We start from the raw sequence: 21,542 nt of genomic DNA, 5'->3' as shown, positions 1-21,542 counted from the left end.
TCAAAAATCGAGCCCCAGGGCTGCGAACGCATGAAAACCTGCCCTGCCGCCAGCATCATCGAATGATGGCCCACCTGACGCGAGCAGGCGCAGTGGAGTTTTCAACTGGTAGATAGCGCCGAAACCCAGGCTCGTTGAACCGCGGCCATCCTTGGTATCTGCACCTTGACGGTCCGCCTCAAGACCAAGGAGCAGATGCTCGCTGAACGAGCGCGTGCACGCTATGCCAGAGGTCCAATAGTCACGTCTGCCCAAACCGGGATTGATCGCATATCCGCCGCCGCCGAATATCGACCAAGGCCCTATGTCCTTCTGCGCCCAAATCGGCAGCAAGGCGGTGACCTTTCCAGTGCTCATGCCGTTAGTGCCGGTAGGAAAGGTGAGGCTAGGAAAAGCGGCAATCGAAAACCCATGCGCCGCGTCGTGATAAAAGCGATATTTGGCGGAAAAGGCGAGATCGCCGGCTCCCCATCGCCAACCAGTATCGCCATGCTCATATGCTGCAGGCAGGCCAAGGGTGAGTTGAAGGTTGGGTGCAGCCCCATAGTTCAACTCCGCTCCCACTGAACCGGAAAAGCTTTCTCCTTTTCCATCGGCTTCAATTAGCGGTGAGTAAATTTCCCAGTGGCCCAGCTCTGTCGGTTCCGGGTCGTCGGTCAGAAAGGGCGGCCCCGCGAGCAAGGGGGAAGGCGTAGCTGCCAAGAATATGCTTACCGCCACCGTCAGCCTTTTCCCGCTCATGAGCGACGGGGCACCATGCCCGTCGTCGCGGATGAAGGGGCATCCAACCGACTGTTTCTTGTCGTTACAGTTCATCTTTGGATCGCCAAGCTGATCTGTTTCAGCATCGATCTCTCCTTCACAGCCTAATGGCCGAAACGGAGAAATCGATCCTGGCCTGGGGCATCACTCGTCCCCGTCATCCTGCCTTTGCACGGGTGGATGAAGCCGCAGCCGCGTCACCCTACGCCCGTCGCTGCTCACCACTTCCAGCTTCCAGCCGCTCTGTTCGTGATCGAGTATCTCGCCCGCTTCCGGCACCCTTCCCGCGATGACGAAGGCCAGTCCGCCCAAAGTATCGACATCTTCCTCGACATCGGCCAGCCGATCGTCGATCTCCTTGGCGACGTCTTCCAGTTCGGCCCGCGCGTCGGCTTCCCACATGCCGCCAGCCAGCGGCACGAGCAGCGCTTCGGGGGCATCGTCATGCTCATCCTCGACATCGCCGACGATTTCCTCGACCAGGTCTTCGAAGGTTAGCAGCCCTTCGGTGCCGGAATATTCGTCCAATACGATGGCGAGGTGCGTGCGCTTGGCCCGCATTTCGGCCAGCAGGTCCAGCGCTCCCATGCTTTCGGGTACATAGAGCGGTTGCCTGATCAGCGGCTCCAGTGTCTCCGGCACTGGCGCCTTGCCCGCCAATATGGCGAAAGCGTCGCGGATGTGGACCATGCCGACAATGGTATCGAGCGTTTCGCGATAGACCGGAATGCGGCTGTGCCCGGCTTCCGCGAACAACGCCGCCAGTTCAGCGAAGCTCGCCTTTTCCTCGATCGCGACGATATCCGCGCGCGGCACTGCGACGTCATCGACCGTATGTTCCGAAAAATGCAGCAGGTTGCGGACCATCTGGCGTTCGATCGCCGACAGGTCGCCATTGGCAGGGGGGGATGCGCGCTCGTCCTGCTCTTCCTCATCATATTCGTCCAGCGCCTCTTCCAACTCGCGGCGGAGGCTGGGGCTTTCTTCCTCACCGAAGAGCAGCGACTTTAGGCCGCTCCATAAACCGCCCTCGTGACTACTACTGTCCGATTCCTTTGAACCGTTGCCGTCCTTCGGACTGCCCTCAGCCATTTCTCTTCCTATAATCCTGTCTGGCGATCCCCATAGGGATCGGAAATACCGAGGCTCTGCAGCGACTGGGTCTCCAGCGCTTCCATCGCCTCCGCCTCGGCGTCTTCCATATGATCATATCCCAGCAAATGAAAAGTCCCATGGACGATCAGATGCGTGGCATGATCCGCAATGGAGATGCCCTTTTCCGCCGCTTCGGTCGCGCAAACCCCCTCGGCCAGCACGATATCGCCCAGCAGAACTTCGCCATCGTCGGTGTTGCCGGTGGCTTCCAGCAGGTCATGCTGCACCATCGGAAAGGACAGGACATTGGTCGGCCTGTCCTTGTCGCGATAGGCGCGGTTGAGGTTGTGCACCTCCTCGTCATTGGTCAGCTTGACCGCGACTTCGTAGAGCGCCTCATCCGTGGCGAAGGCCGCATAGGGGCTGTGGATGATGGCGGCGGCGACCGCCCTCTGGGCCAGCAACTCCCAATCCTCGCCCGGCCAGCCGGCCTCGTGAAGTACCGCAACTTCAATCATTCTTTACGCCCCGTCCGTTTCAAGCGAAGTCGAGAAATGCTCAAGCATCCGGCCCCTCATAAGCCTGAACGATCCGTCCGACGACCGGATGACGCACGACGTCCGCGATGTTGAACGGCACGACCGAGATGCCATCCACGCCTTCCAGCCGGGCCACTGCATCGGCCAGTCCCGATACGCCCGGTTGCGGCAAGTCCACCTGACGTGGGTCGCCGCAGATCACCATCCGGCTCCCTTCACCAAAGCGGGTGAGGAACATCTTCATCTGCGCCACGGTCGTATTCTGCGCTTCGTCCAGCACGATGAAGGCGTTGGACAACGTGCGCCCGCGCATGAAGGCCAGCGGCGCGATCTCTATCTCCCCGCTCGCGATCCGCCGCTCCACCTGTTCGGCGGGCAGCGTGTCGTATAGCGCGTCATAGATCGGCCGCAGATAGGGATCGACCTTCTCCTTCATGTCGCCGGGCAGAAAGCCCAGCCGCTCGCCCGCCTCGACCGCAGGGCGCGACAGGATCAGCCGATCCACGCTGCCGGTGATCAGTTGGCTCACCGCCTGCGCGACCGCGAGGTAGGTCTTGCCAGTGCCTGCCGGGCCTAGCGCGAAGATGATGTCGTTCCGCGTCAGCGCCTCCATATAGGTGACCTGCGTCGCCGATCGCGGCACGATCGTCTTCTTGCGCGTGCGGATCATCACCTTGGGCGGTTCTGCGACGTCATGGCGGATGATGCCGTCCAGCGTCGGTTCGGCCGACATGGCGATCACCGCTTCCACCGCGCCGCTGTCGATTTCCTGCCCCGCCGCGATCCGGTTGTAGAGGCCGGTCATCACGTCACGCGCCCGCGCAGCCGCTTCCGCCTCGCCCTCGATCTGCAGCTTGTTGCCGCGCGCCGCGATATAGACGCCCAGCCGGTTTTCGATTGCCACCAGATTCTGGTCATATTGCCCGAACAGCGCACCAAGCAGGTGAGGGCGGTCGAAGGTGACTTCCAGCCGCGCCCGTTCGGCGGTGTCGCTGCGCTGGCTCTGGTTCGGTTTCTTGGACATTCAGCAGCCTCCCTTTCCGTCAGTCATATCCGCAGGGGCGGATATCCATCTCCTGCCGATCAATCCTGGCGGACAGGTCCGGAGATGGGCTCCCGTAGCGACGGGAACGACTTGGAATGGGTTCAAGCGGCTTTCCTCCTGCTAGGTTCGCCGGCCAGACTGTTCGGACCGGCACTGATGATATCGACTTCGACCATGTCGCCGATGAAAAGTTCCGGCGCGGTGACATGGACGGACTGAAGCCAAGGCGTCTTTCCGATCAACTGGCCCGGATGGCGGCCCTTGCGCTCCAGCAGAATGTCCGTGCGGCGGCCGACCGTGGCAGCGTTGAACTCCACCTGATGCCGGTTGATCAGCGCCTGCAACCGCGCCAGCCGCTCGTCCATCACTTCGGCCGGGATCTGCCCGTCCATGTCAGCGGCAGGCGTGCCGGGCCGTGGGCTGTATTTGAACGAATAGCATTGCGCGTAACGGACTTGCTCGACGATCTTCAGAGTATCTTCGAACTCCGCATCCGTCTCGCCCGGAAAGCCCACGATGAAGTCGCCCGACAGCGCAATGTCCGGCCGCGCTTCCCGCACGCGCTCGATGATCCGCAAATAGCTGTCCACGCTATGGCTGCGATTCATGGCTTTCAGGATACGGTCATTGCCCGACTGCACCGGCAGATGCAGGAAGGGCATCAGCTTGGGCTCGTCACCATGCGCTGCGATTAGGCCGTCGCTCATGTCATTGGGATGGCTGGTCGTATAGCGGATGCGCTTTAGACCACCCAGCTTCGCCAGCTCACGCGCCAGGCCGTCCATCCCGTGCACGCGGCCCTTGTCATCCTCGCCAGTCCAGGCGTTGACATTCTGCCCCAGCAGCGTGATTTCCCGCACCCCGCCATCGACCAGCGCCTTCGCCTCATCGATGATCGCGCCCCAGGTCCGGCTGATCTCCGCGCCGCGCGTATAGGGCACCACGCAATAGGTGCAGAATTTGTCGCAGCCTTCCATGATGGTCAGGAAAGCGGTCGGCCGCGCCTGCTTCGTCCGCGCGGGCAGGGCGCCGAATTTCGACGCCAGCGGCATGTCGGTATCAACGGCTTCCTCGCCGCGACCCGCCTTTTCGATCAGGTCGGGCAAGCGATGGTAGGCTTGCGGCCCCACCACGATATCGACATTGCGCGCCCGGCGGCTGATCTCGCTCCCCTCGGCCTGCGCGACGCAGCCCGCGACCGCGATCATCGGCCGGGTGCCGTCTTCTCGATTGAGGCGACCAATGTCCGAATAGACCTTGTCCACCGCCTTTTCGCGGATGTGGCAGGTGTTCAGGATGACAAGATCCGCCTCCGAACCATCGGCCGCGGCGGTCATGCCCCGTTCGCCCAGCATCTCGGCCATGCGCTCGCCATCATAGACGTTCATCTGGCAGCCGAAGGATTTGACGTGGAATGTCGCTGGAGTCTTTTGGGCGTCGTTACGATTCATGCCGTCCAGCTATACAGGGGCAGTGGCCGGAGCGAAAGGCGGCAGGTGCATGGCAATGCTCGCGGCGATCTTGTCTCGCGTGACCGCCGCCAACTGCTTGCGATCGGGATGTAAAGCCGGATCGAAAGGCTCCAGAAAGCGCAATGTCAGGTCCAACCTGCCGCGCCGTTCCAGCAGCCGTTTCACATTCGCGCCCGCCGGTTCATTGCTGTGCCAGGCGATCTCCGCCGTCGCCCGGCCGTAATCAATATGCACAGGCTGGATCATCACCGCGCGCGGAGGGGGCAACAGCACCGCCAGCAGTGACGGCTTGAACGGCAGCAACTCGCCATCGCTGGTCGTCCCCTCGGGGAACAGCGCAACCGGCTGATGCCCCGCCAGCGCGGCCCGCAACGCCTCAATCTGTCCCGACAACGCCCCGCGCCGGTTCCGCGCCACGAACAGCGTATTATTCTGCGCCGCCAGCCAGCCGATCAGCGGCCAGCCTGCAATTCCGTCATGCGCGACGAATGCGGCTCCGGTCGCACCGCCCAGCGCCAATATGTCGATCCAGCTCACATGGTTGGCGATGATGAAGCTGTCGCCGTGAAAGGGATGCCCTTCTATCCGCACCCGTGCGCCCACCGCGCGGGCCGCCAGCCCAAGGAAGCGGCGCGGCCAGGGCGATCGCACGCCGGCCGCACGCCAGAGCAGATGCGGAATGAGGCAAAGGATCAGGCTGCCCGCCAGCGCGCCCAATCGGCAGAAAAAACGCAGCCGCCCCAAGCGTTCAGTTCTTGCGGTCGAGCGACACGCCGTACAATTCCATGCGGTGATCGACCAGGCGGAAGCCGAGCTTTTCGGCGATCTGCTTTTGCAACTGCTCCAGCTCGGGATCGACAAATTCGATCACATTGCCGGTTTCCACATCGATCAGATGGTCATGATGCGCTTCGGGGGCCGCTTCATAGCGGGCGCGTCCGTCGCCGAAATCATGCCGCTCCAAAATGCCTGCCTCTTCGAACAGGCGCACCGTGCGATAGACGGTCGCGATGGAAATGCCCGGATCGATCGCGGAAGAGCGCTTGTGCAATTCCTCGACGTCGGGATGGTCCGATGCGTCACTCAGCACTTGAGCGATCACGCGGCGCTGCTCGGTGATGCGCAGACCCTTTTCATGGCAAAGGGCTTCTACGTCGATCTTGCGGTTCATGCGGGCTCGCTCATTTTCAATTTGTCAGATAATCGGTCGAAATTTAGCGGCATTTCCCCCATTATTAAAGGGGCGCACGGCAAATGCGCCCCTTCCTATGACGGATTGCCCGCAGGCCGTGCTTATTTCGCGCGGGTACGGCGGCGCTTTGTGCCGAGACCGATCTTCTTGGCGAGCGAACGGCGCTGTTCCGCATAGTTGGGCGCGACCATCGGATAGTCGGCCGGCAGGCCCCACTTTGCGCGATAATCTTCCGGCGTCATCTGATAATGGGTCATCAGGTGCCGCTTCAGCATTTTCAACTTCTTGCCGTCTTCCAGGCAGATAATATAGTCGGGCTTGATCGAAGAACGCACCGACACTGCGGGTTCCGGCTTTACTTCCGGAGCAACGGCGGGAGTCGCCAGACCCGAAAGAGCGGCGTGCACATTCTGGATAAGCGTCGCCACATCGGACACGGCTACGCTGTTATTCGATACATGCGCCGCAACAATGTCTGAAGTCAAAGTAATGAGCAGCTCGCTCTGCGCCGATTCGATTTCCATTTCTTTTATCCTGCGAAGGCTGATTTGAATTGCGACCCGCCCAGGTAATTTCGTTTCACGAGCGGTACATCAGCGTTATACGCTCATTTGGCGATTAGCAAGGGCGTTCCAGACTATCCGAGCATTTCTATACGAAAGCTGAGCGCATCGTGAAGTTGTCCGTCGCTTCCTCGGTAGTAACCGGGACGGCGATGCACATATTCAAACCCAATTTTCTCATATAGTTTGATAGCTGTATTTGACGAACGTACTTCGAGATTCATTGACCGGATGCCGCGCCGACGCGCCGTCTTGAGACTATCGATCAACAATTCCTTGCCGATGCCGCGTCCGCGCCATGACGGATGAACGGCCAACAGCAACAATTCGCATTCGTCGAGCACCGATCGCACCAGCGCGAAGCCGAGCGCCGCCGCATCCACGCGTGCGATCGTCAGCCAGGTCCCCGGCATCATCATGACGCCAGCCAGCTGCGGCAATGTCCACGCCTCGCCGTAAGCCGGGTCGAACGCTTCGGTCATGACGTCCATGGCGTCGGCCAGCGCGTTGCGCTCGCCATCCTCATAGCTGTCCAGGACCAAGCCCGGAATCATGAACGGCTCGCGGTGGGCATCGGCTGGGCGTCGGCATCCCGGCAGTAGATGGGGGAGGGCGGAAGCGGTGGCATGCCCGCGATCAGCGGATAGTCCGCCGAATTGGGATAGAGGCTGACGGCGGCGCCATGCCCCCGCGCGGTCACCAGGGCTTCCGCGCCGGTGCCGTACAGAACCGCCTGATCCAGCATAGCGGCCAATGCGGCGATCGGCGTGGATGCGGGCTGGGTGATGGGGGTAAGGCCGTCGGGCTCGAAAATTTGCCAGAACAGTTCGCCATGCCCTCCGGTGATGGTGACCGCGATCGGGCCGCCGCTATGGTCCTGCGCCGCCTTCGCCGCGATCAGCGAAAGTGCGCCATACCCCTTTAGGGGTATCGACCAGGCAAGGGCAAGCGCGCGTGCGGCCGCGATGCCGATACGAACGCCAGTGAAGCTGCCTGGCCCCAGATCAACCGCGATCGCGTCGGCGCGCCCGCCGTCAGGCAGTGCGGCGATGGCGGGCATCAGGGCTTCGGCATGTCCGCGCCCGACGATCTCGTGGAAATGTCCTGCGGGAACCCCATCATCGAGCAGCGCCACGGACAGCGCTTGCGTCGCGGTGTCGATGACGAGAATGCGCAAGAAAATCCCCTGTAGAACCGGCTCGGGTAAATGACCTCTCGATGCGGTTAGTCGATCCGGCCGGATTTGCCAAATGCCGCCACCGTCTTTCTCAGACGGCGCGCACTTCCGTCACTTCGGGGACATAATGTTTCAGCAGCTGCTCGATGCCGTTCTTCAGCGTCGCGGTAGAGGAGGGGCATCCCGAGCAGGCGCCCTGCATGCGCAGATAGACCGTGCCCTTGTCGAAGCCGCGATAGACGATGTCGCCGCCATCATTGGCGACGGCGGGCCGCACTCGCGTGTCGATCAACTCACGGATCTGCGCGACAATCTCGGCATCTTCCGGATCATCGGCAAATTCCTCCTCTTCTGGAACGAAGATTTCAGAGGCTGATCCCGGGGCGAAAAGCGGCATGTTGGCCGAGAAGTGATCCAGCAGGATCGACAATATCTCCGGCTTGACGTCGCTCCACTGCGCGCCAGGCGCGATGGTGACGGAAATGAAATCGCCGCCGAAGAACACGCCGGTAACGTCTCCCAGCCCGAACAGCGCGGCGGCCAGGGGAGAGGCTTCCGCTTCCTCGGGCGTCGCGAAGTCGCGCGTGCCCATGCCCATCACCACACGGCCGGGGATGAACTTGACGGTTGCCGGGTTGGGCGTGGGTTCGGTCTCGATCAGCATGGCCGCTATGTGGAGAGAAGCCTGCTTAAGATCAAGCTTTCGTGATAGGATGATCGGAACTTCACCTGTGGCCGTCAATTGAGTCCATGTTTGCACGAGCAGGAGAATGAGGATGAGCAACGAGGCCGATATCCGCCACCGTTTCTGGACCGAATTGTCGCAGAGCCCCTTCCTGATGATCGGATTGCAGGGTTCCCATGAACATAGCCTGCCCATGACGGCTCAGTTGGACCCGGGCGCAAATCACTGTTTCTGGTTCTATACGACAAAGGAAAACCGGCTGGCGGCCGGCGGCCCCGCCATGGCGCAGTTCGCGGGCAAGGGCCATTATCTCTTCGCATGCATCGACGGCACGCTGGTTCCGGAAACCGATCCGGCCGTGATCGACCGCTATTGGACCCATGAAGTCGCCGCCTGGTATCCGGGCGGGCGGCAGGACCCCAATCTCCTGATGCTGCGGTTCGACCTTGGCCATGCCGAAATCTGGCGCGCGGACATGTCGCTGGGCGGCGTGTTCAAGCAGATGTTCGGCGGCGATGTGCGCGATGAAATGCGCGGCAAGCATGTGGAAGTGTCGCTCTGATTTGGCTCGGGGCTCCCTAAAAGGCGGAGCCCCTTGCTTTTTTGCACGAATGAAAGCATATGGCCCGCAACGCAGCGGGCGGCCTTCATGGCCCATCAGCGATTGGCAGCGTGATCGTTCCGGCCTTTTTACAGGGTGACGGGGCCGGCCAATGAAAGTCTGCGCCAAGCTTTGAGGCTTCCCTTTTCACGCGGGTCGTTTCGTAACCCGCCTTGCGTCCGGTTGCGAAATGCAACTCGTTGGCGCCTGAGCCTTTTTATTTCGAGAGTTCATTCATGCATTTCACTGACCTTGGTCTCGCCGAGCCCATTCTGAAGGCGCTCGCCGCCAAGAAATACGCCACCCCAACGCCCATCCAGACGCAGGCGATTCCCGTCCTGCTCCAGGGCAAGGACCTGTGCGGCATCGCGCAGACCGGCACTGGCAAGACAGCCGCTTTCGCGCTGCCCAGCCTCGATCATTTTGCCCGCAATCCGAAACCGACCCCGCTGCAGGGGTGCAGGATGCTCGTCCTGTCCCCCACCCGCGAACTCGCCGCCCAAATCGCGCAGAGCTTCCGCGACTATGGCCGCTTTATGAAATTGTCGGTTGAAGTCGTTTTCGGCGGGGTGCCCATCAACCGCCAGATCCGGGCGCTGGGCCGCGGCGTCGATATCGTCGTTGCTACCCCAGGCCGTCTGCTGGACCTCATCGACCAGCGCGCCTTCACCATCAAGGACACGGAAATCTTCGTCCTCGACGAAGCCGACCAGATGATGGATATGGGCTTCATCCATCCCCTGAAGCGCATTGCCAAGCTGCTCCCCAAGGAACGGCAGAACCTCTTCTTCTCCGCTACCATGCCTAAGGAGATTGAGGCGCTGGCTTCGCAGTTCCTCCACAATCCGGTGAAGGTCAGCGTTGCGCCGCAATCGACCACGGCCGAGCGCATCCGCCAACAGGCGACCTTCGTCAACCAGGCGGAAAAACAGGCTCTGCTGACGCTGACCGTCAAGGACGAGACGATCAACCGCGCATTGATCTTCACCCGTACCAAGCATGGCGCCGACCGCGTTGTGCGCTTCCTCGAAGGCGCCGGGATTCAAGCGTTCGCCATCCACGGCAATAAAAGCCAGGGCCAGCGTACCACCGCGCTTCAGGCATTCCGCGATGGTCGCGTAAAATTGCTGGTCGCGACCGACATCGCAGCGCGCGGCATCGACGTGTCGGGCGTCAGCCATGTCATCAACTTTGAGCTGCCCAACGTCCCTGAACAATATGTTCACCGCATCGGCCGCACCGCCCGCGCTGGGGCGGAAGGCATCGCGATCAGCTTCGTGGCGGACGATGAAAAGCCCTATCTGAAGGCGATCGAGCGCACTACGCGCGTCAAGCTCGACATCGTGCCGCTGCCTGAGAATTTCATGGAGATCGTTCGCAATCTCCCCAAGCCCGCGCCCCAGCGCAAGGGCCGCGAGCAGACGCCGGAGCAGAAGGCGAAGCGCGTCGATGGTCAGCGCCGTTACCAGGACGAACAGCGTCAGCAGCGCGGCACTGCCGAACGTGCTCACCGGCCCGATGGCGAAGCCAAGCCTGCAAAGAAGAACTTCCGCCGCCGCCGCGGTGGCGTTGGCGCTCACAAGGGCGCGGTGCAGAAGACCGGCGCGCGGTAACTCTCACTTCCCCATTCGCTTCGAGCGAAGTCGAGAAGGCGTGATGTGTCGCGTGCCTCGACTGCGCTCGACACGAATGATTACAGCGGGGGCGGATAGCGCCCCCGTTCTTTGTCAGTAGCCATTCAGGATTTTGGCTCTAGGCTATCGCGCCATGAGCTTTTCTCCCCGGCGCTCCGCCGTTTCGCTGTCCGTCCTCGCGCTGTTGCTTTCGGGATCGCCCGCTTCGCTATCGGCGCGCACGGAACCCGTCACCGCCAAATCTACAGTCGCCACCAGCGATATAAGGGCACAGGTCCGCCCTTGGCTTTATGAAAATAGCGATGTGCCGATCGATCCAGCATGGCGCTTCGGCACTCTGCCCAACGGCCTGCGTTATGCAGTCCGTCGCAACGGCGTGCCGCCGGGGCAGGTTTCCATCCGGCTGCGCATGGATGTTGGCTCGCTGATGGAGCAGCCCCATGAGTTGGGCTATGCACACTTCATGGAGCATTTGACCTTTCGCGGGTCGCGCCATGTGCCGGACGGCGAATCGAAGCGGATTTGGCAGCGGCTGGGAGTGACCTTCGGCAGCGACTCCAATGCCCAGACTACGCCCACCGGCACGACCTACGCCCTCGATCTCCCTCAGGCGACGCAGGCCAGTTTGGGTGAGAGCCTCAAGATCCTGGCCGGCATGATGGCCGATCCCAATATCGTGGATAATGCCGTCGAGGCCGAGCGTGCGGTCGTATTGGCGGAGCGGCGTGAAGGCGACGGTCCCCAGATGCGCATTTCCGATGCCAGCCGCCGCCACTTTTTCGCGGGGCAGCCGCTCGCGGATCGCAGTCCGATCGGCACGGTAGCCACCCTTAACGCCGCCACGGCCGCGAAGATGGAGGCATTCCACCAGCGCTGGTATCGCCCGGAAAATGCGGTGATCTCGATCGCGGGCGACATCGACCCTGCAATGGCTGAGCAGGTCATCAAGGATAATTTCGCATCTTGGTCAGTGCCGGGGAAGGGGGCTTCGCTGCCCGACTTCGGCGAGCCTGATCCCAAAGCTTCCGCCACCAAAGTCACGGTTGAGCCAGGCTCACCGACCGGTCTTACCATGGCCTGGCTCCGGCCGTGGAAGCCACATGCCGATACCATCGTATATAATCAGGACAAGCTGACGGACATGCTGGCGCTGCAGATCATCAGCCGACGCCTGGAGCAGGCGGCGCGCAGCGGCGGCAGCTTCATTCAGGCGAGCGTTGATCAGCAGGATGTCAGCCGTTCGGCGGACGGCACTTTCGTGACGATCGTGCCTACGGGAGAAAATTGGGAAAAAGCGCTGGGCGACGTCCGTGCGATCATCGAGGACGCCAAGGCCACTCCACCCAGCCAGCTCGAAATCGATCGCGAATATGTGCAGCTGGACACGGCGCTCGCGATCCAAGTGGAGAATGCCGATACTGAAGCAGGCGCGAAGCAAGCGAGCGACCTCGTAAGCGCGGTCGATATTCGTGAGACCACGGTTAGCCCGCAGGCGGCGCTGGATATATTCCGCTCAGGCAAACCGGCGATGACGCCGCAGAAGATATTGGATTCCACGCGCCGGCTTTTTACCGCGGGCGTATTCCGCGCGCTGCTGATCACCGGGAAAACGGTGCCGGGCATGGAGGCCAAACTAGCTGCCGCCGTTGCTGCACCCGTCAAGGCCGCCACCAATGCCCGGCTGGCGGACAAGGCGATCACCATGGCCGACCTCCCGAAGCTCGGACCTCCGGGACGGGTCGTCTCTCGCACGCCCGTCGGCTTGCCGGGAATGGAGAGCGTCGTCTTCGCCAATGGGGTGAAGCTGACGTTGTTCGCCAATGACGCCGAAACGGAGAAGGTCCGCATCAATGTCCGCTTTGGTCATGGCCAGCAGGCATTTTCGCCCAGCAAACCCGCGCCCGGCTGGGCGGCGAATTATGCGCTGGTGGCGAGCGGCATTGGCAAGCTCGGTCAGCGTGAACTCGATGACCTGACCAATGGCCGCCGCATGGGCATGGATTTTTCGATCGACGACGATGCCTTCGAATTGCAAGCGGTGACGCGGCCTGCCGACTACAAGGACCAGCTCCAACTATTCGCCACGAAGCTCGCTGCGCCGGGCTGGGACCCTGCGCCGATAGCCCGTGTGAAGACGGGCGCTGCTGTCGCCTATGATGCCATGGCGCGAGCTCCGGATTCGGTATTGGCCCGCGATCTCAACTGGCTGCTGCATGACAAGGACGTTCGCTTCCGCACGCCTTCCCGGACCGAAATTGAGGCGCTGACGCCACAGCAGTTCCGCGCCACCTGGGAACCGCTGCTGGCCTCCGGCCCCATAGAGGTGCAGATTTTCGGCCAAGTCAAAGCCGACGATGCGATCGCAGCGGTTGCGGCGACCTTTGGCGCGATGCCACCGCGCCAGGATATTCCCGCCCCGGCCGTCAACAAGCAGATGCGCTTCCCGGCGCCGGTCGCCACCCCTGTCATCCTGCGACATAAGGGCGATAAGGAGCAGGCTGCAGCCGTCATGGCTTGGCCCACTGCAGGCGGCTTTGCGCTGACCCAGGAAGCTCGTCAGCTGGAAATTCTCACTCAGATTTTCAACGATCGCCTGTTCGACAAACTCCGATCGACAGAGGGTGCCGCTTATTCGCCCAGCGTGCAGAATAACTGGCCATTCTCCTATGAGAGTGGCGGTTACATCCTTGTAACCAGCCAGGTGCGGCCTGATCGCGTCAAATATTTCTATGGCGTCGTGAAAGACACGGCAGCCGACCTCGCCAAGAACCCGGTAAGCGATGACGAATTGCAACGCGCAGTCGCTCCGATGCGGCAGCTTCTAATGCGTGCGAGTACCGGCAACGCGTTCTGGATGAACCAAATGGAGGGGGCGACGCACGACCCGCGCTATGTGCAGGCGATGCAAACGATGGCTCAGGATATGTTGACTGTGACGCCGGCTCAACTTCAGGCACTTGCGGCCAAATATCTGTCGCCGGGTAAGAGCTGGGCGGCCGTCGTTTTGCCCGAGGGGGTAGAGGCTCGCTGAAGCGGCTCCTTTGAAAGCAAGAGACGGGAGGCGCTCGGCGTAACTCCGCCTTATTGTCGGAACGCGTCAGGAAGAAAGGACCGGTCATGAGCTTCGCGTTCGGCATATTCGCTTCGCCAGTGGGGAAGCTCACCATGGTGGCGAACGAAAATGGACTGGCGGCGTTGCTGTGGGAGAATGACGATCCAACCCGCGTCCGCTTGGCGCGAGGGAAAGAAGCGCCGAGCCATCCTCTGCTCCTGGAAACCGCCAGGCAGTTGCGAGCCTATTTCTCAGGCCGCCTGACCCGTTTCGATCTTCCTCTCGATTTCCATGGTACGGATTTTCAGAAAGTGGTCTGGGCCGCGTTGCTCCGCATCCCTTTTGGCGAAACGCGCAGCTACGGCGAAATAGCGCGGGAAATTGGCCGCCCTTCAGCTTCGCGTGCAGTGGGGGCCGCCAATGGCCGCAACCCTCTTTCCATCATCGCGCCCTGCCACAGGGTAGTGGGTTCGAGTGGGGCGCTGACTGGCTTTGCAGGCGGCTTGGAGATCAAGCGGCACCTGCTCCATCATGAACAGGCCGTGCTACGGCAGGAGAGGGGGTGGCGCACCCAAGAGGATTCGAACCTCTGGCCTTTGCCTTCGGAGGGCAACGCTCTATCCAGCTGAGCTATGGGTGCGTATCGCTTGGTGCGAAGGGCCGCTTAGCAAAGCGCAACTGCTGACGCCAGCACCAAAATCACGACACGCCAATCTATTTGGCCTTCACCATCGGCTGGAATTTGCCGAGACCACAGCTCGCACCGCGCATCAGGTTGGGCGAACTGTAAAGGACGGTGATGATGTCGACCGAGCAAAGCTGGGACAGACTGGTCTTGTACATGAAGCGGCGCTCAAATCCCAGGCTGGGACAGCTGTTCGGCAATATGTTGCGATACACCTTGTTGCCGTTCAGTATGAAGTCGATCGTGCGATCGTCGCGAACATCGGTTTGACGGATGTTGTTGATCTGAACGCAATCGACCGGCTTTCCGGAAGCTACCAGATTGTCGGGCCGCGTCTTCGCCGTAGCTGGCGCGACCAGCGACATGAGCGCCACGGCCATGCCCAAGCGAACGGCCGGGGAAGCGGGGACGAACATTGTTTGTCTCTCCTCATTATCGTCACGAGTAACACGCCGCCAAATCGCGCGTTCCGTCCCTGTATCTAGCATAGGTTGGCTGAACCGCTCGATAATGACGCTAGGCTCAGTCCGTGGCTAGGGCTCCCTTCGGAGCAGGCGTTTTCGGTTTGTAGCGGCACAGGTCGGCAACGATGCAGCGCCAGCATTCGGGACGTCGCGCCTTGCACACATAGCGGCCGTGCAGGATCAGCCAATGATGAGCGTCGCGGCGGAATGGTCCAGGGACGCGCCTTTCCAGCTTCTGCTCGACCGCCAGTGGTGTCTTGCCCGGAGCGAGGCCAGTTCGGTTGCCGACGCGGAAGATATGCGTATCGACTGCAAAGGTCTCATGACCGAATGCAGTGTTCATCACTACATTCGCTGTCTTCCGGCCGACGCCGGGCAGGGTCGTCAATATGTCGCGATCTTGTGGTACTTCGCCGCTGAAATCGCGCACCAATATCTCCGACAGCGCGATGACGTTCTTAGCCTTGGCATTGAAGAGGCCGATCGTCTTAATATGTGCCTTCAACCCCTCCTCGCCCAGTTCCACCATCTGCGCCGGGGTCTCGACCTCGCGGAATAGTGTGCGGGTCGCCTTGTTGACGCCGACATCCGTGGCTTGGGCAGAAAGCACGACCGCAACCAGTAACTGGTAATCGTTTCCATATTCCAGCTCCGTACGGGGCGCTGGATTGGCTTCGGCCAGGCGGCTGAAGAATTCGAAAATTTGATCCTTTTTCATGGATGGGTCAAAGGCCGAGCACCGCCTTCATGTCATAGCGTCCGGCCGGCTGGTTCATCAGCCAACTCGCGCCCTTCACTGCGCCACGCGCGAAAATGATCCGGCTCTCGGCACGATGGCCCAGTTCGATCCGCTCTCCATCGGCTGCGAAGATGACCTGGTGATCACCCGCCACCGATCCTCCGCGGAGCGCAGCAAAGCCGATCGTGCCCTGCGCCCGCGCGCCGGTGATGCCGTCCCGCCCACGTTCGCTATTTTCGGCCAGGCTGATGTCCCGCCCGCGAGCAGCGGCCTCACCGAGCAGAAGCGCAGTGCCGGACGGCGCATCGACCTTGTGCCGATGATGCATCTCGACAATTTCGATGTCCCAATCATCCCCAAGCCGCGAAGCTGCCTGCTCGACCAGCGCCGCCAGCAGGTTGACGCCCAGCGACGTATTCCCCGTCTGCAGCACCGGGATTAGCCGGGCAGCCTCGTCGATCAGCGCGTGGTGAACAGGCTCAAGTCCGGTCGTACCGATAAGGATCGGCTTCCTCGCAGCGACACAGGCGTCCAAATGAGCGGAAAGCCCTCCAGGCACAGAAAAATCGATCAACACGTCGCTTTGTTCAGCCAACGCCAACGGATCTGACGTGATGGCTAAGCCCGGCAGAATCTCGCCGCTTCCTTCCCGATCCGTGCCGCCGCTTATCTTCAGCCCGGCCTCGGTCGCGACCTGAGCGATGGCTCGCCCCATGCGGCCCGCTGCGCCGAAAAGTCCGATCTTCGTCATTGTGTCGCTGGTCCCCAAATGTCCGCCTGCCCGATGCCAGAACGTCCCGCCCTTGTCATCTGTAACCAGCATGGGAGGTCCTTGCTTGCAGAAGATGGACGCGGCGCGATAGGCTCAGGGAATGGACGACATAGCCAATATCGTGATCCTGACCGGGGCGGGTATCTCCGCCGAAAGCGGCCTTGCCACCTTTCGCGGCCCCGACGGCCTTTGGGAAGGACATCATGTCGAAGAGGTCTGCACGCCAGAAGCGCTGTCGCGTAACGCGGCCCTCGTGCATCGATTTTATGACGAACGGCGTGCGAAGCTGCATGAAGTCGATCCCAATCCCGCGCATCAGGCACTGGCTGCGCTTGACGCTCAGTGGCCAGGCGATCTGTTGATCGTCACCCAGAATGTCGATGACCTGCACGAAAGGGCTGGGGCCAAGCGTCTGATCCACATGCACGGCGAATTGCGGTCGGCGCTGTGTGCGTCCTGCGGCAGGGCGGAGCCATGGCCTGGCCCGCTGCCGCCTGGCGCGCACTGTGAGGGTTGCGGCAAACCCAGCTTGCGCCCTGACATCGTCTTCTTCGGCGAAATGCCCTATCAGATGGAGGTGATCGACGAGGCATTGCGACACGCTGATCTCTTTGTGTCGATCGGTACTTCCGGTGCTGTCTATCCTGCGGCAGGCTTTGTCCAGACCGCGCGCCACGTCGGCGCTCGCACCCTCGAACTTAACTTGGAACCATCCGTCGGCAGCTTCTATTTCGAGGAAAGCCGGATCGGGCCAGCGAGCCAACTGGTGCCCGAACTTGTCCGGGAACTGCTGGCTTAGTCGCCGCCAGCCCCGTCAGAGGGCAGGTCGCGGTAGAGCAGCATGACCGAGCCGTCCTCACCATCGACAACACGGACGGGCAGGCGGGATTGGAGCGCGGACAGGAACTTGACGCTATCGGCGATATGGAACTGCCCGCCGATGCGCAGCGATGACACGCGTGTATCGCCAATCAATATGGGAGCGGTCCGATAGCGGTTGAATTCGCCGGCGGCCTGCTCGATCGTTTCGCCGTCCAACTGTACCAGCTTGCGCCGCCAGGCGGTGCGTTGGCGTATCACTTTCGGATCGAGGTGAGTTAGCACCAAGCTGCGCGGCTGCAGCACCGCGCCATTGCCTGCGGCGACGCGACGCGGCGAATGATTGCCGCAGCGCACGGTAACCGCGCCCTGTGTCACCGTCAGTTCGATCAGCGCAGGACGCAAGCGCAGGTTGAAGGCTGTGCCGACCGTTCGGACCAGGGCTGAACGTGCTTCAACCTCGAACGCGCGTTGCGGATCATGCGTTACTTCAAACCCCGCCTCTCCTTTGAGCAGACGGACCTTTCGCCCGTTTTTGGTGAAGCGTACCTCCGCGGCGCTATCGCTATTGAGGTGAAGGCGCGATCCGTCGGCCAGCGCGATGGTGCGGATTTCGCCGACTCGAGTGTCGTAACGGTCGATGTCGTTGAAGGTTTGTACGGTGACGATAGCTGCGAGAATGAACAGCAGCACAGCGACAGCCGCGGCGATCATGATGTTGCGCGACAGGCGTCGCTGCCTTTCTTCGCTGACAATTTCCGCCATCGGCGGCAAAGTAACGTCAGCGGCGGCGCTTTTCAGCCGCTCGGCTGCTTCCCAAGCAGCCTCGGCGCGGGAGAAAGCTACGGCATGGCGGGCATCAGCTTCGACCCAGGCGCAAAGCGCGGCTTCGTCCTCAGCGGTCGGGTCACTGTTAAGCCTAGCCAGCAGGCGCGCGGCTTCCGCCTCGATCTCGTCCCTGCTGTTTGACCCTGGCCCCGACGCTTGCACGTTCGAAATCCGTTTCCTCACGTTCTGCCCATGCCCGCATAACTATAGCGATGGCTTTGGCCAGATGTTTTTCAACTGTAGAAACGGACAGAGACATTTCCGCCGCTATTTCGATCATCGATCTTTCTTGAATGCGCCGAAGAATGAAGACCCTGCGGCACTGGGTGGGTAGCGATTCGACGATCGCCTCGACCTGCCGCAACGCTTCACGGGCGTGAAGCTGCGCTTCGACATTATTGTCACCCTGCAGCAGTTCCAAGTCGGCGATGGTTTCGAAGCTCACCACTTTGTTCCGCCGCGCCGTGTCGATGACGAGATTGCGGGCGATAGTGAACAGATAGGCCCGGCCGGTGGTCACATTTTCCCAGTTTTCCGTGGCATAGGCGCGAGCCATCACCTCTGCGACCATGTCCTCCAACTCATGCGTTGAGGGCAATATCCTGCGCAGACGGCCCCGAAGCGCAGCCTCCTGCGGCAATATGACCGTCTTGAACCAATCCAATTTGGCGCGAACTCGATGCACGTTGACCCCCTTGATGTCAGCCGCGCCTCTCCCGCTTTCTTTTATTTGTAATAATGTTCAATCATGCCTGCACGGGGCTGTCCAGCACCGGGTGTGCGATTTGTATCAGCTGGCGAAAAAAACTTTTCGCTGTAGCAGAAGAACTGAGGCCGCTTGGATCAGTCCGGCGGCAGTTCTGGGATTGAGCGGTCCGGCTGATCATAATCTGGCCGTGTGGGAACGAATCCGGGCGGCTCTCCACCAGGCGTTTCGTCGGGCGTGCGGGGGGCAGGAGTTTCGGGCGGCGACTGCGGCTGGATCGTGTCCGGAGGCGGAACGCCGATGGGTTCTGGATCGGGCTGGGTGGCCATGCTTCTCTCCTTTGTAGATGGCTACGCGCAGAGCGCTGAATGGGTTCCCGCCGGACTTATCCACAATTGCTTGCCTCCCCGGATGCTTTTCTCTATGCCGCGCCGACCGGCGGCCGATGCGGGCGTGGCGATACTGGTAGACGCGCCAGATTTAGGTTCCCCCAGGCGGGACCGAATAAGACCCAGCCTTCGATCCAGAGCGCGGGATTCCTGAGTTTCCTGCGAGTCTTGAAGCCTTTGGGTGAGGGTGAGACCCGGTGCGGTGAATGGAAAAATCGAAGTCGTAGACCTTCTGATCGGGACCCATGATGTAGGGTCCCCGATACTTTCGCCTGCTTCTAGCCCTCTTGGCTCAGGTCCAAAAATCTCTGCTTGGGCTTTTCTGTCGATACTGTCGGGAGGTCTATTCCCCTCACCAAGTATCTACTTTCCCTCCCGCAAAGAAACTTCACAGTAAAAATGAGATTGGTGAGGGACGCGTCAGATATTTTTGTGTGAACTGCGTTCTAAATGTCCCTCAATGTCCCGCACCATTGCAAGGTCTACCGGCAGAACAACGCTGTTGATGCGCCCGTCCTCTCCCGTTTGCGTAAGGCGGATTTTATCAGGGCCGATATGCTCCACTGTGACAGGAGCGCTTTGGCCTTTTGCATCGATCAGTTCCATATTGCCTTTTCCTGCTATCTATTTCATTTCAGACGCGAACCGACTTACGCGAGCGGATTCCGCAAGGGAAGCGCTCATTAGCAGGGGGAGACCGAGGCCATGAGGATGAGCCTTTCTGCCGTATTGGTCCTGATGCTGGCGGGATGCGGCTCCAGCGTCGAAACGGAAAAGCAGCGCCTCAGGGCAGACCGGGCGGAGCTAATGTATCGGCGGCTCTCTGAGCGGGTTGATGATCTGGACACAGCGGTTAGTGACCTCAGGACCCAAGCCGATAGGCTGGACGGGGAGAATTGGCGCTATGTCGTCCCCGATCTGAAGGCGGCGGTGGAGGAGGTAGAGGCCGCAAGCCAGGGGGCCAGCTATGAGGCTGCGCCGCGATGAGGGAATAAAACCCCCATTTACCCGCTAGGCAGCTAAAACCCTCATTTACCCAGGGCCGCGCCCTAACGAGGGCTTATTCCATGTTGACCCGGCTGCTAAGGCTACGGGGACGGGCGTTTTACCTTAAAGGCACCTCTTAACCATCAGACCCCTTGAGATTTATAACGGCCCTGTCCCGCATGATCCTCGGGGCCGTCCCGCAGAAAGCGTCCGTTTCGGCGGATTTCCGAAAACTGGAATAAAACCCTCATTTACCCGGAGCGCGACTTAGCGCCCTCCGAAAAACAGCGAACATTGACCTATAGCTAGGGTCCTGTCGCTGCCTCTCGCCCTGCGCCTCACTCACGACGCCAGGGCCACAACAATCCAACGTTGGACAATACCTACAAATGCCAATTTCAACAGGGCCTTCAGGGCTCTAGCAGGACCGGATTGCGCCTGTTGGCCGTGCTGGAAAATCTCAGCATCCAGGATGCGACCAGCTTTCTCCTTGGCATCATACAGGGAATTGACTGCATCCCGGTCTGGAGCGGCCTTGTCCAATTCATCAGACCAAGCCTCATAAGCCTTCGCGAAGTTCCGCTGGGCTTCAGTGATGCCTTGGTCGCTGGATTTCCATGTGGGCGCAGCAGGAGCGACAATATCGATCGCCATCCCCCCGCCCTCAGTGGCCCAAGGCTGAGGCGCTACCTCCCCGGCGCTATAGATCGCTGGCGGCTGGCCCTGGAACATGGGGACCTTCGGGCGCGGGGTCCAGTTCGGGTCTCGCTTCAGCGTTCCCTTTTCGGCCATTGCCCCAAGGCGATCGATGATGGCGTTTCCTGTGTTACCTTCCATGAGCTTCGCCGGGTCAGCAAGGAAAGCCTTGTAAGCCTCCTCGCTGATCGCGCCCTGATGGTAGAGGCGGAGAATCCCCGCATCCTGCGCCGATTGCCTAAGCCCCGTCCGTTCATAGACGGAGGACCTGAAGCCGCCATCGCCCACAATGTCCTGGAGGTCGTTAGCAATGCCGATTCTGCGGCCTTCCTGGGCCATCCGTGCGGCATCGTCCGCCGCTTGGGCCTTGGCTGCATCAGCTTCACGCTTAGCGAAGAATGGGGCGTCCCTGGCCTCATCTGAGAGCTTCCTAAGGGCATCCCTCGCCACCTTGGCTTGGTTCCTCCCCGTTGCGACCTCTGGCAACTGAGCGAAGCGGGAAGCCTGGCTGGCGAGTTGCCTTATCCGCAATGTGGAAGCCTACCGAGCAGGGGATGGCGATTGGACCCCTATCGCGTTGGGTCCCATCTTTAACGGGTCCCATCCGAGGGGGCTGGAGTCCCAACGCCATCTGACAGGG

The 21,542-nt window shown here is 61.0% G+C and carries 24 protein-coding genes, 1 tRNA gene and 1 pseudogene; 6 read left to right on the top strand and 20 right to left on the bottom strand.

From position 1 onward, the window contains the following. From ACZ5Y5_RS05470 to ACZ5Y5_RS05420, 11 genes are all read right to left on the bottom strand, one after another. The gene (locus ACZ5Y5_RS05470) at positions 1 to 741 is read right to left on the bottom strand and encodes a transporter (protein ID WP_464810166.1); all 741 of its coding nucleotides are present in this window, start codon (positions 739 to 741) and stop codon (positions 1 to 3) included. Positions 742 to 906: 165 nt separating this feature from the next. Continuing rightward, positions 907 to 1,854 carry a hemolysin family protein gene (locus tag ACZ5Y5_RS05465; protein WP_464810165.1) on the bottom strand — a complete coding sequence of 316 codons (948 nt, stop codon included), beginning with the start codon at positions 1,852 to 1,854 and terminating at the stop codon, positions 907 to 909. A gap of 8 nt (positions 1,855 to 1,862) precedes the next feature. After that, positions 1,863 to 2,375 carry an rRNA maturation RNase YbeY gene (gene ybeY, locus ACZ5Y5_RS05460; RefSeq protein ID WP_464810164.1) on the bottom strand — a complete coding sequence of 171 codons (513 nt, stop codon included), beginning with the start codon at positions 2,373 to 2,375 and terminating at the stop codon, positions 1,863 to 1,865. Between the two features lie 40 nt (positions 2,376 to 2,415). After that, positions 2,416 to 3,420 (bottom strand): PhoH family protein, encoded by a 1,005-nt coding sequence (locus tag ACZ5Y5_RS05455; protein WP_464810163.1) that lies wholly within the window; start codon positions 3,418 to 3,420, stop codon positions 2,416 to 2,418. A gap of 122 nt (positions 3,421 to 3,542) precedes the next feature. Continuing rightward, positions 3,543 to 4,892 (bottom strand): tRNA (N6-isopentenyl adenosine(37)-C2)-methylthiotransferase MiaB, encoded by a 1,350-nt coding sequence (gene miaB, locus ACZ5Y5_RS05450; protein ID WP_464810162.1) that lies wholly within the window; start codon positions 4,890 to 4,892, stop codon positions 3,543 to 3,545. 9 nt (positions 4,893 to 4,901) lie between these two features. After that, positions 4,902 to 5,657, bottom strand: coding sequence for a lysophospholipid acyltransferase family protein (locus tag ACZ5Y5_RS05445; protein WP_464810161.1), 756 nt, complete (start codon positions 5,655 to 5,657; stop codon positions 4,902 to 4,904). Positions 5,658 to 5,661: 4 nt separating this feature from the next. Then, positions 5,662 to 6,084 (bottom strand): Fur family transcriptional regulator, encoded by a 423-nt coding sequence (locus ACZ5Y5_RS05440; protein WP_066529439.1) that lies wholly within the window; start codon positions 6,082 to 6,084, stop codon positions 5,662 to 5,664. A gap of 122 nt (positions 6,085 to 6,206) precedes the next feature. Next, a complete protein-coding gene (locus ACZ5Y5_RS05435; RefSeq protein ID WP_464810160.1) occupies positions 6,207 to 6,629 on the bottom strand; it encodes a Ros/MucR family transcriptional regulator in 423 nt (140 codons plus the stop codon). Positions 6,630 to 6,742: 113 nt separating this feature from the next. After that, the gene (gene rimI / locus ACZ5Y5_RS05430) at positions 6,743 to 7,222 is read right to left on the bottom strand and encodes a ribosomal protein S18-alanine N-acetyltransferase (RefSeq protein ID WP_464810159.1); all 480 of its coding nucleotides are present in this window, start codon (positions 7,220 to 7,222) and stop codon (positions 6,743 to 6,745) included. Next, positions 7,219 to 7,845: a tRNA (adenosine(37)-N6)-threonylcarbamoyltransferase complex dimerization subunit type 1 TsaB gene (gene tsaB / locus ACZ5Y5_RS05425; protein WP_464810158.1), complete on the bottom strand. Its 627-nt coding sequence runs from the start codon at positions 7,843 to 7,845 to the stop codon at positions 7,219 to 7,221. The genes rimI and tsaB overlap by 4 nt, the downstream gene beginning before the upstream one ends. Positions 7,846 to 7,936: 91 nt before the next feature. Continuing rightward, entirely contained in the window at positions 7,937 to 8,509 is a 573-nt protein-coding gene (locus ACZ5Y5_RS05420) for a NifU family protein (RefSeq protein WP_464810157.1), read from the bottom strand. Between the two features lie 112 nt (positions 8,510 to 8,621). Between ACZ5Y5_RS05420 and ACZ5Y5_RS05415 the strand changes: the two genes are divergently transcribed. The 4 genes and pseudogenes from ACZ5Y5_RS05415 to ACZ5Y5_RS05400 all read left to right on the top strand — a co-directional run. Beyond that, positions 8,622 to 9,092 carry a pyridoxamine 5'-phosphate oxidase family protein gene (locus ACZ5Y5_RS05415; RefSeq protein WP_464810156.1) on the top strand — a complete coding sequence of 157 codons (471 nt, stop codon included), beginning with the start codon at positions 8,622 to 8,624 and terminating at the stop codon, positions 9,090 to 9,092. Positions 9,093 to 9,367: 275 nt separating this feature from the next. After that, complete coding sequence (locus ACZ5Y5_RS05410) at positions 9,368 to 10,744, top strand: DEAD/DEAH box helicase (RefSeq protein ID WP_464810155.1); 1,377 nt, start codon at positions 9,368 to 9,370, stop codon at positions 10,742 to 10,744. 154 nt (positions 10,745 to 10,898) lie between these two features. Beyond that, complete coding sequence (locus tag ACZ5Y5_RS05405) at positions 10,899 to 13,796, top strand: M16 family metallopeptidase (RefSeq protein ID WP_464810154.1); 2,898 nt, start codon at positions 10,899 to 10,901, stop codon at positions 13,794 to 13,796. An 86-nt stretch (positions 13,797 to 13,882) separates the two neighbouring features. Continuing rightward, a pseudogene (locus tag ACZ5Y5_RS05400) lies at positions 13,883 to 14,356 on the top strand (methylated-DNA--[protein]-cysteine S-methyltransferase); the annotation flags it as partial. Between the two features lie 24 nt (positions 14,357 to 14,380). On the opposite strand, the gene ACZ5Y5_RS05395 reads toward ACZ5Y5_RS05400, so the two are convergent. The 4 genes from ACZ5Y5_RS05395 to dapB all read right to left on the bottom strand — a co-directional run bounded on the left by ACZ5Y5_RS05395 (position 14,381) and on the right by dapB (position 16,456). Then, a tRNA-Arg gene (locus tag ACZ5Y5_RS05395) sits at positions 14,381 to 14,457 on the bottom strand. Between the two features lie 74 nt (positions 14,458 to 14,531). After that, positions 14,532 to 14,918, bottom strand: a complete 387-nt coding sequence (locus tag ACZ5Y5_RS05390; RefSeq protein ID WP_464810153.1) for a hypothetical protein — start codon at positions 14,916 to 14,918, stop codon at positions 14,532 to 14,534. 106 nt (positions 14,919 to 15,024) lie between these two features. Beyond that, positions 15,025 to 15,684 (bottom strand): endonuclease III, encoded by a 660-nt coding sequence (gene nth, locus ACZ5Y5_RS05385; RefSeq protein ID WP_464810152.1) that lies wholly within the window; start codon positions 15,682 to 15,684, stop codon positions 15,025 to 15,027. Positions 15,685 to 15,691: 7 nt separating this feature from the next. Further along, a complete protein-coding gene (gene dapB, locus ACZ5Y5_RS05380) occupies positions 15,692 to 16,456 on the bottom strand; it encodes a 4-hydroxy-tetrahydrodipicolinate reductase (protein WP_464810476.1) in 765 nt (254 codons plus the stop codon). A gap of 121 nt (positions 16,457 to 16,577) precedes the next feature. Here dapB and ACZ5Y5_RS05375 point away from each other — a divergent pair, with 121 nt between their 5' ends. Next, the gene (locus ACZ5Y5_RS05375) at positions 16,578 to 17,276 is read left to right on the top strand and encodes an NAD-dependent deacylase (RefSeq protein WP_464810151.1); all 699 of its coding nucleotides are present in this window, start codon (positions 16,578 to 16,580) and stop codon (positions 17,274 to 17,276) included. Here the strand turns inward: ACZ5Y5_RS05375 and ACZ5Y5_RS05370 are convergent. From ACZ5Y5_RS05370 to ACZ5Y5_RS05355, 4 genes are all read right to left on the bottom strand, one after another. Continuing rightward, positions 17,273 to 18,286, bottom strand: a complete 1,014-nt coding sequence (locus ACZ5Y5_RS05370) for a FecR family protein (RefSeq protein WP_464810475.1) — start codon at positions 18,284 to 18,286, stop codon at positions 17,273 to 17,275. The two genes, ACZ5Y5_RS05375 and ACZ5Y5_RS05370, sit on opposite strands and share 4 nt — an antisense overlap. Further along, complete coding sequence (locus ACZ5Y5_RS05365; protein ID WP_464810150.1) at positions 18,216 to 18,809, bottom strand: RNA polymerase sigma factor; 594 nt, start codon at positions 18,807 to 18,809, stop codon at positions 18,216 to 18,218. Before ACZ5Y5_RS05365 ends, ACZ5Y5_RS05370 begins: the two co-directional genes overlap by 71 nt. A 158-nt stretch (positions 18,810 to 18,967) precedes the next feature. Then, positions 18,968 to 19,159, bottom strand: coding sequence for a hypothetical protein (locus ACZ5Y5_RS05360; RefSeq protein WP_464810149.1), 192 nt, complete (start codon positions 19,157 to 19,159; stop codon positions 18,968 to 18,970). Positions 19,160 to 19,639: 480 nt separating this feature from the next. Next, on the bottom strand, positions 19,640 to 19,825 hold the full coding sequence (locus ACZ5Y5_RS05355) for a hypothetical protein (RefSeq protein WP_464810148.1): 186 nt from the start codon (positions 19,823 to 19,825) through the stop codon (positions 19,640 to 19,642). Positions 19,826 to 19,930: 105 nt separating this feature from the next. On the opposite strand from ACZ5Y5_RS05355, the gene ACZ5Y5_RS05350 reads away from it, so the two are divergent. Then, on the top strand, positions 19,931 to 20,206 hold the full coding sequence (locus ACZ5Y5_RS05350) for a hypothetical protein (RefSeq protein ID WP_464810147.1): 276 nt from the start codon (positions 19,931 to 19,933) through the stop codon (positions 20,204 to 20,206). 342 nt (positions 20,207 to 20,548) lie between these two features. Here ACZ5Y5_RS05350 and ACZ5Y5_RS05345 read toward each other — a convergent pair whose 3' ends face one another. Continuing rightward, positions 20,549 to 21,241: a hypothetical protein gene (locus tag ACZ5Y5_RS05345; protein ID WP_464810146.1), complete on the bottom strand. Its 693-nt coding sequence runs from the start codon at positions 21,239 to 21,241 to the stop codon at positions 20,549 to 20,551. Positions 21,242 to 21,542: the final 301 nt, after the last annotated feature.

The sequence above is a fragment of the Sphingobium sp. TomTYG65 genome (genome assembly GCF_055395525.1).
Note: the sequence above shows the minus strand (reverse complement) of the source record. Positions and strands in the feature narration are given on the sequence as shown.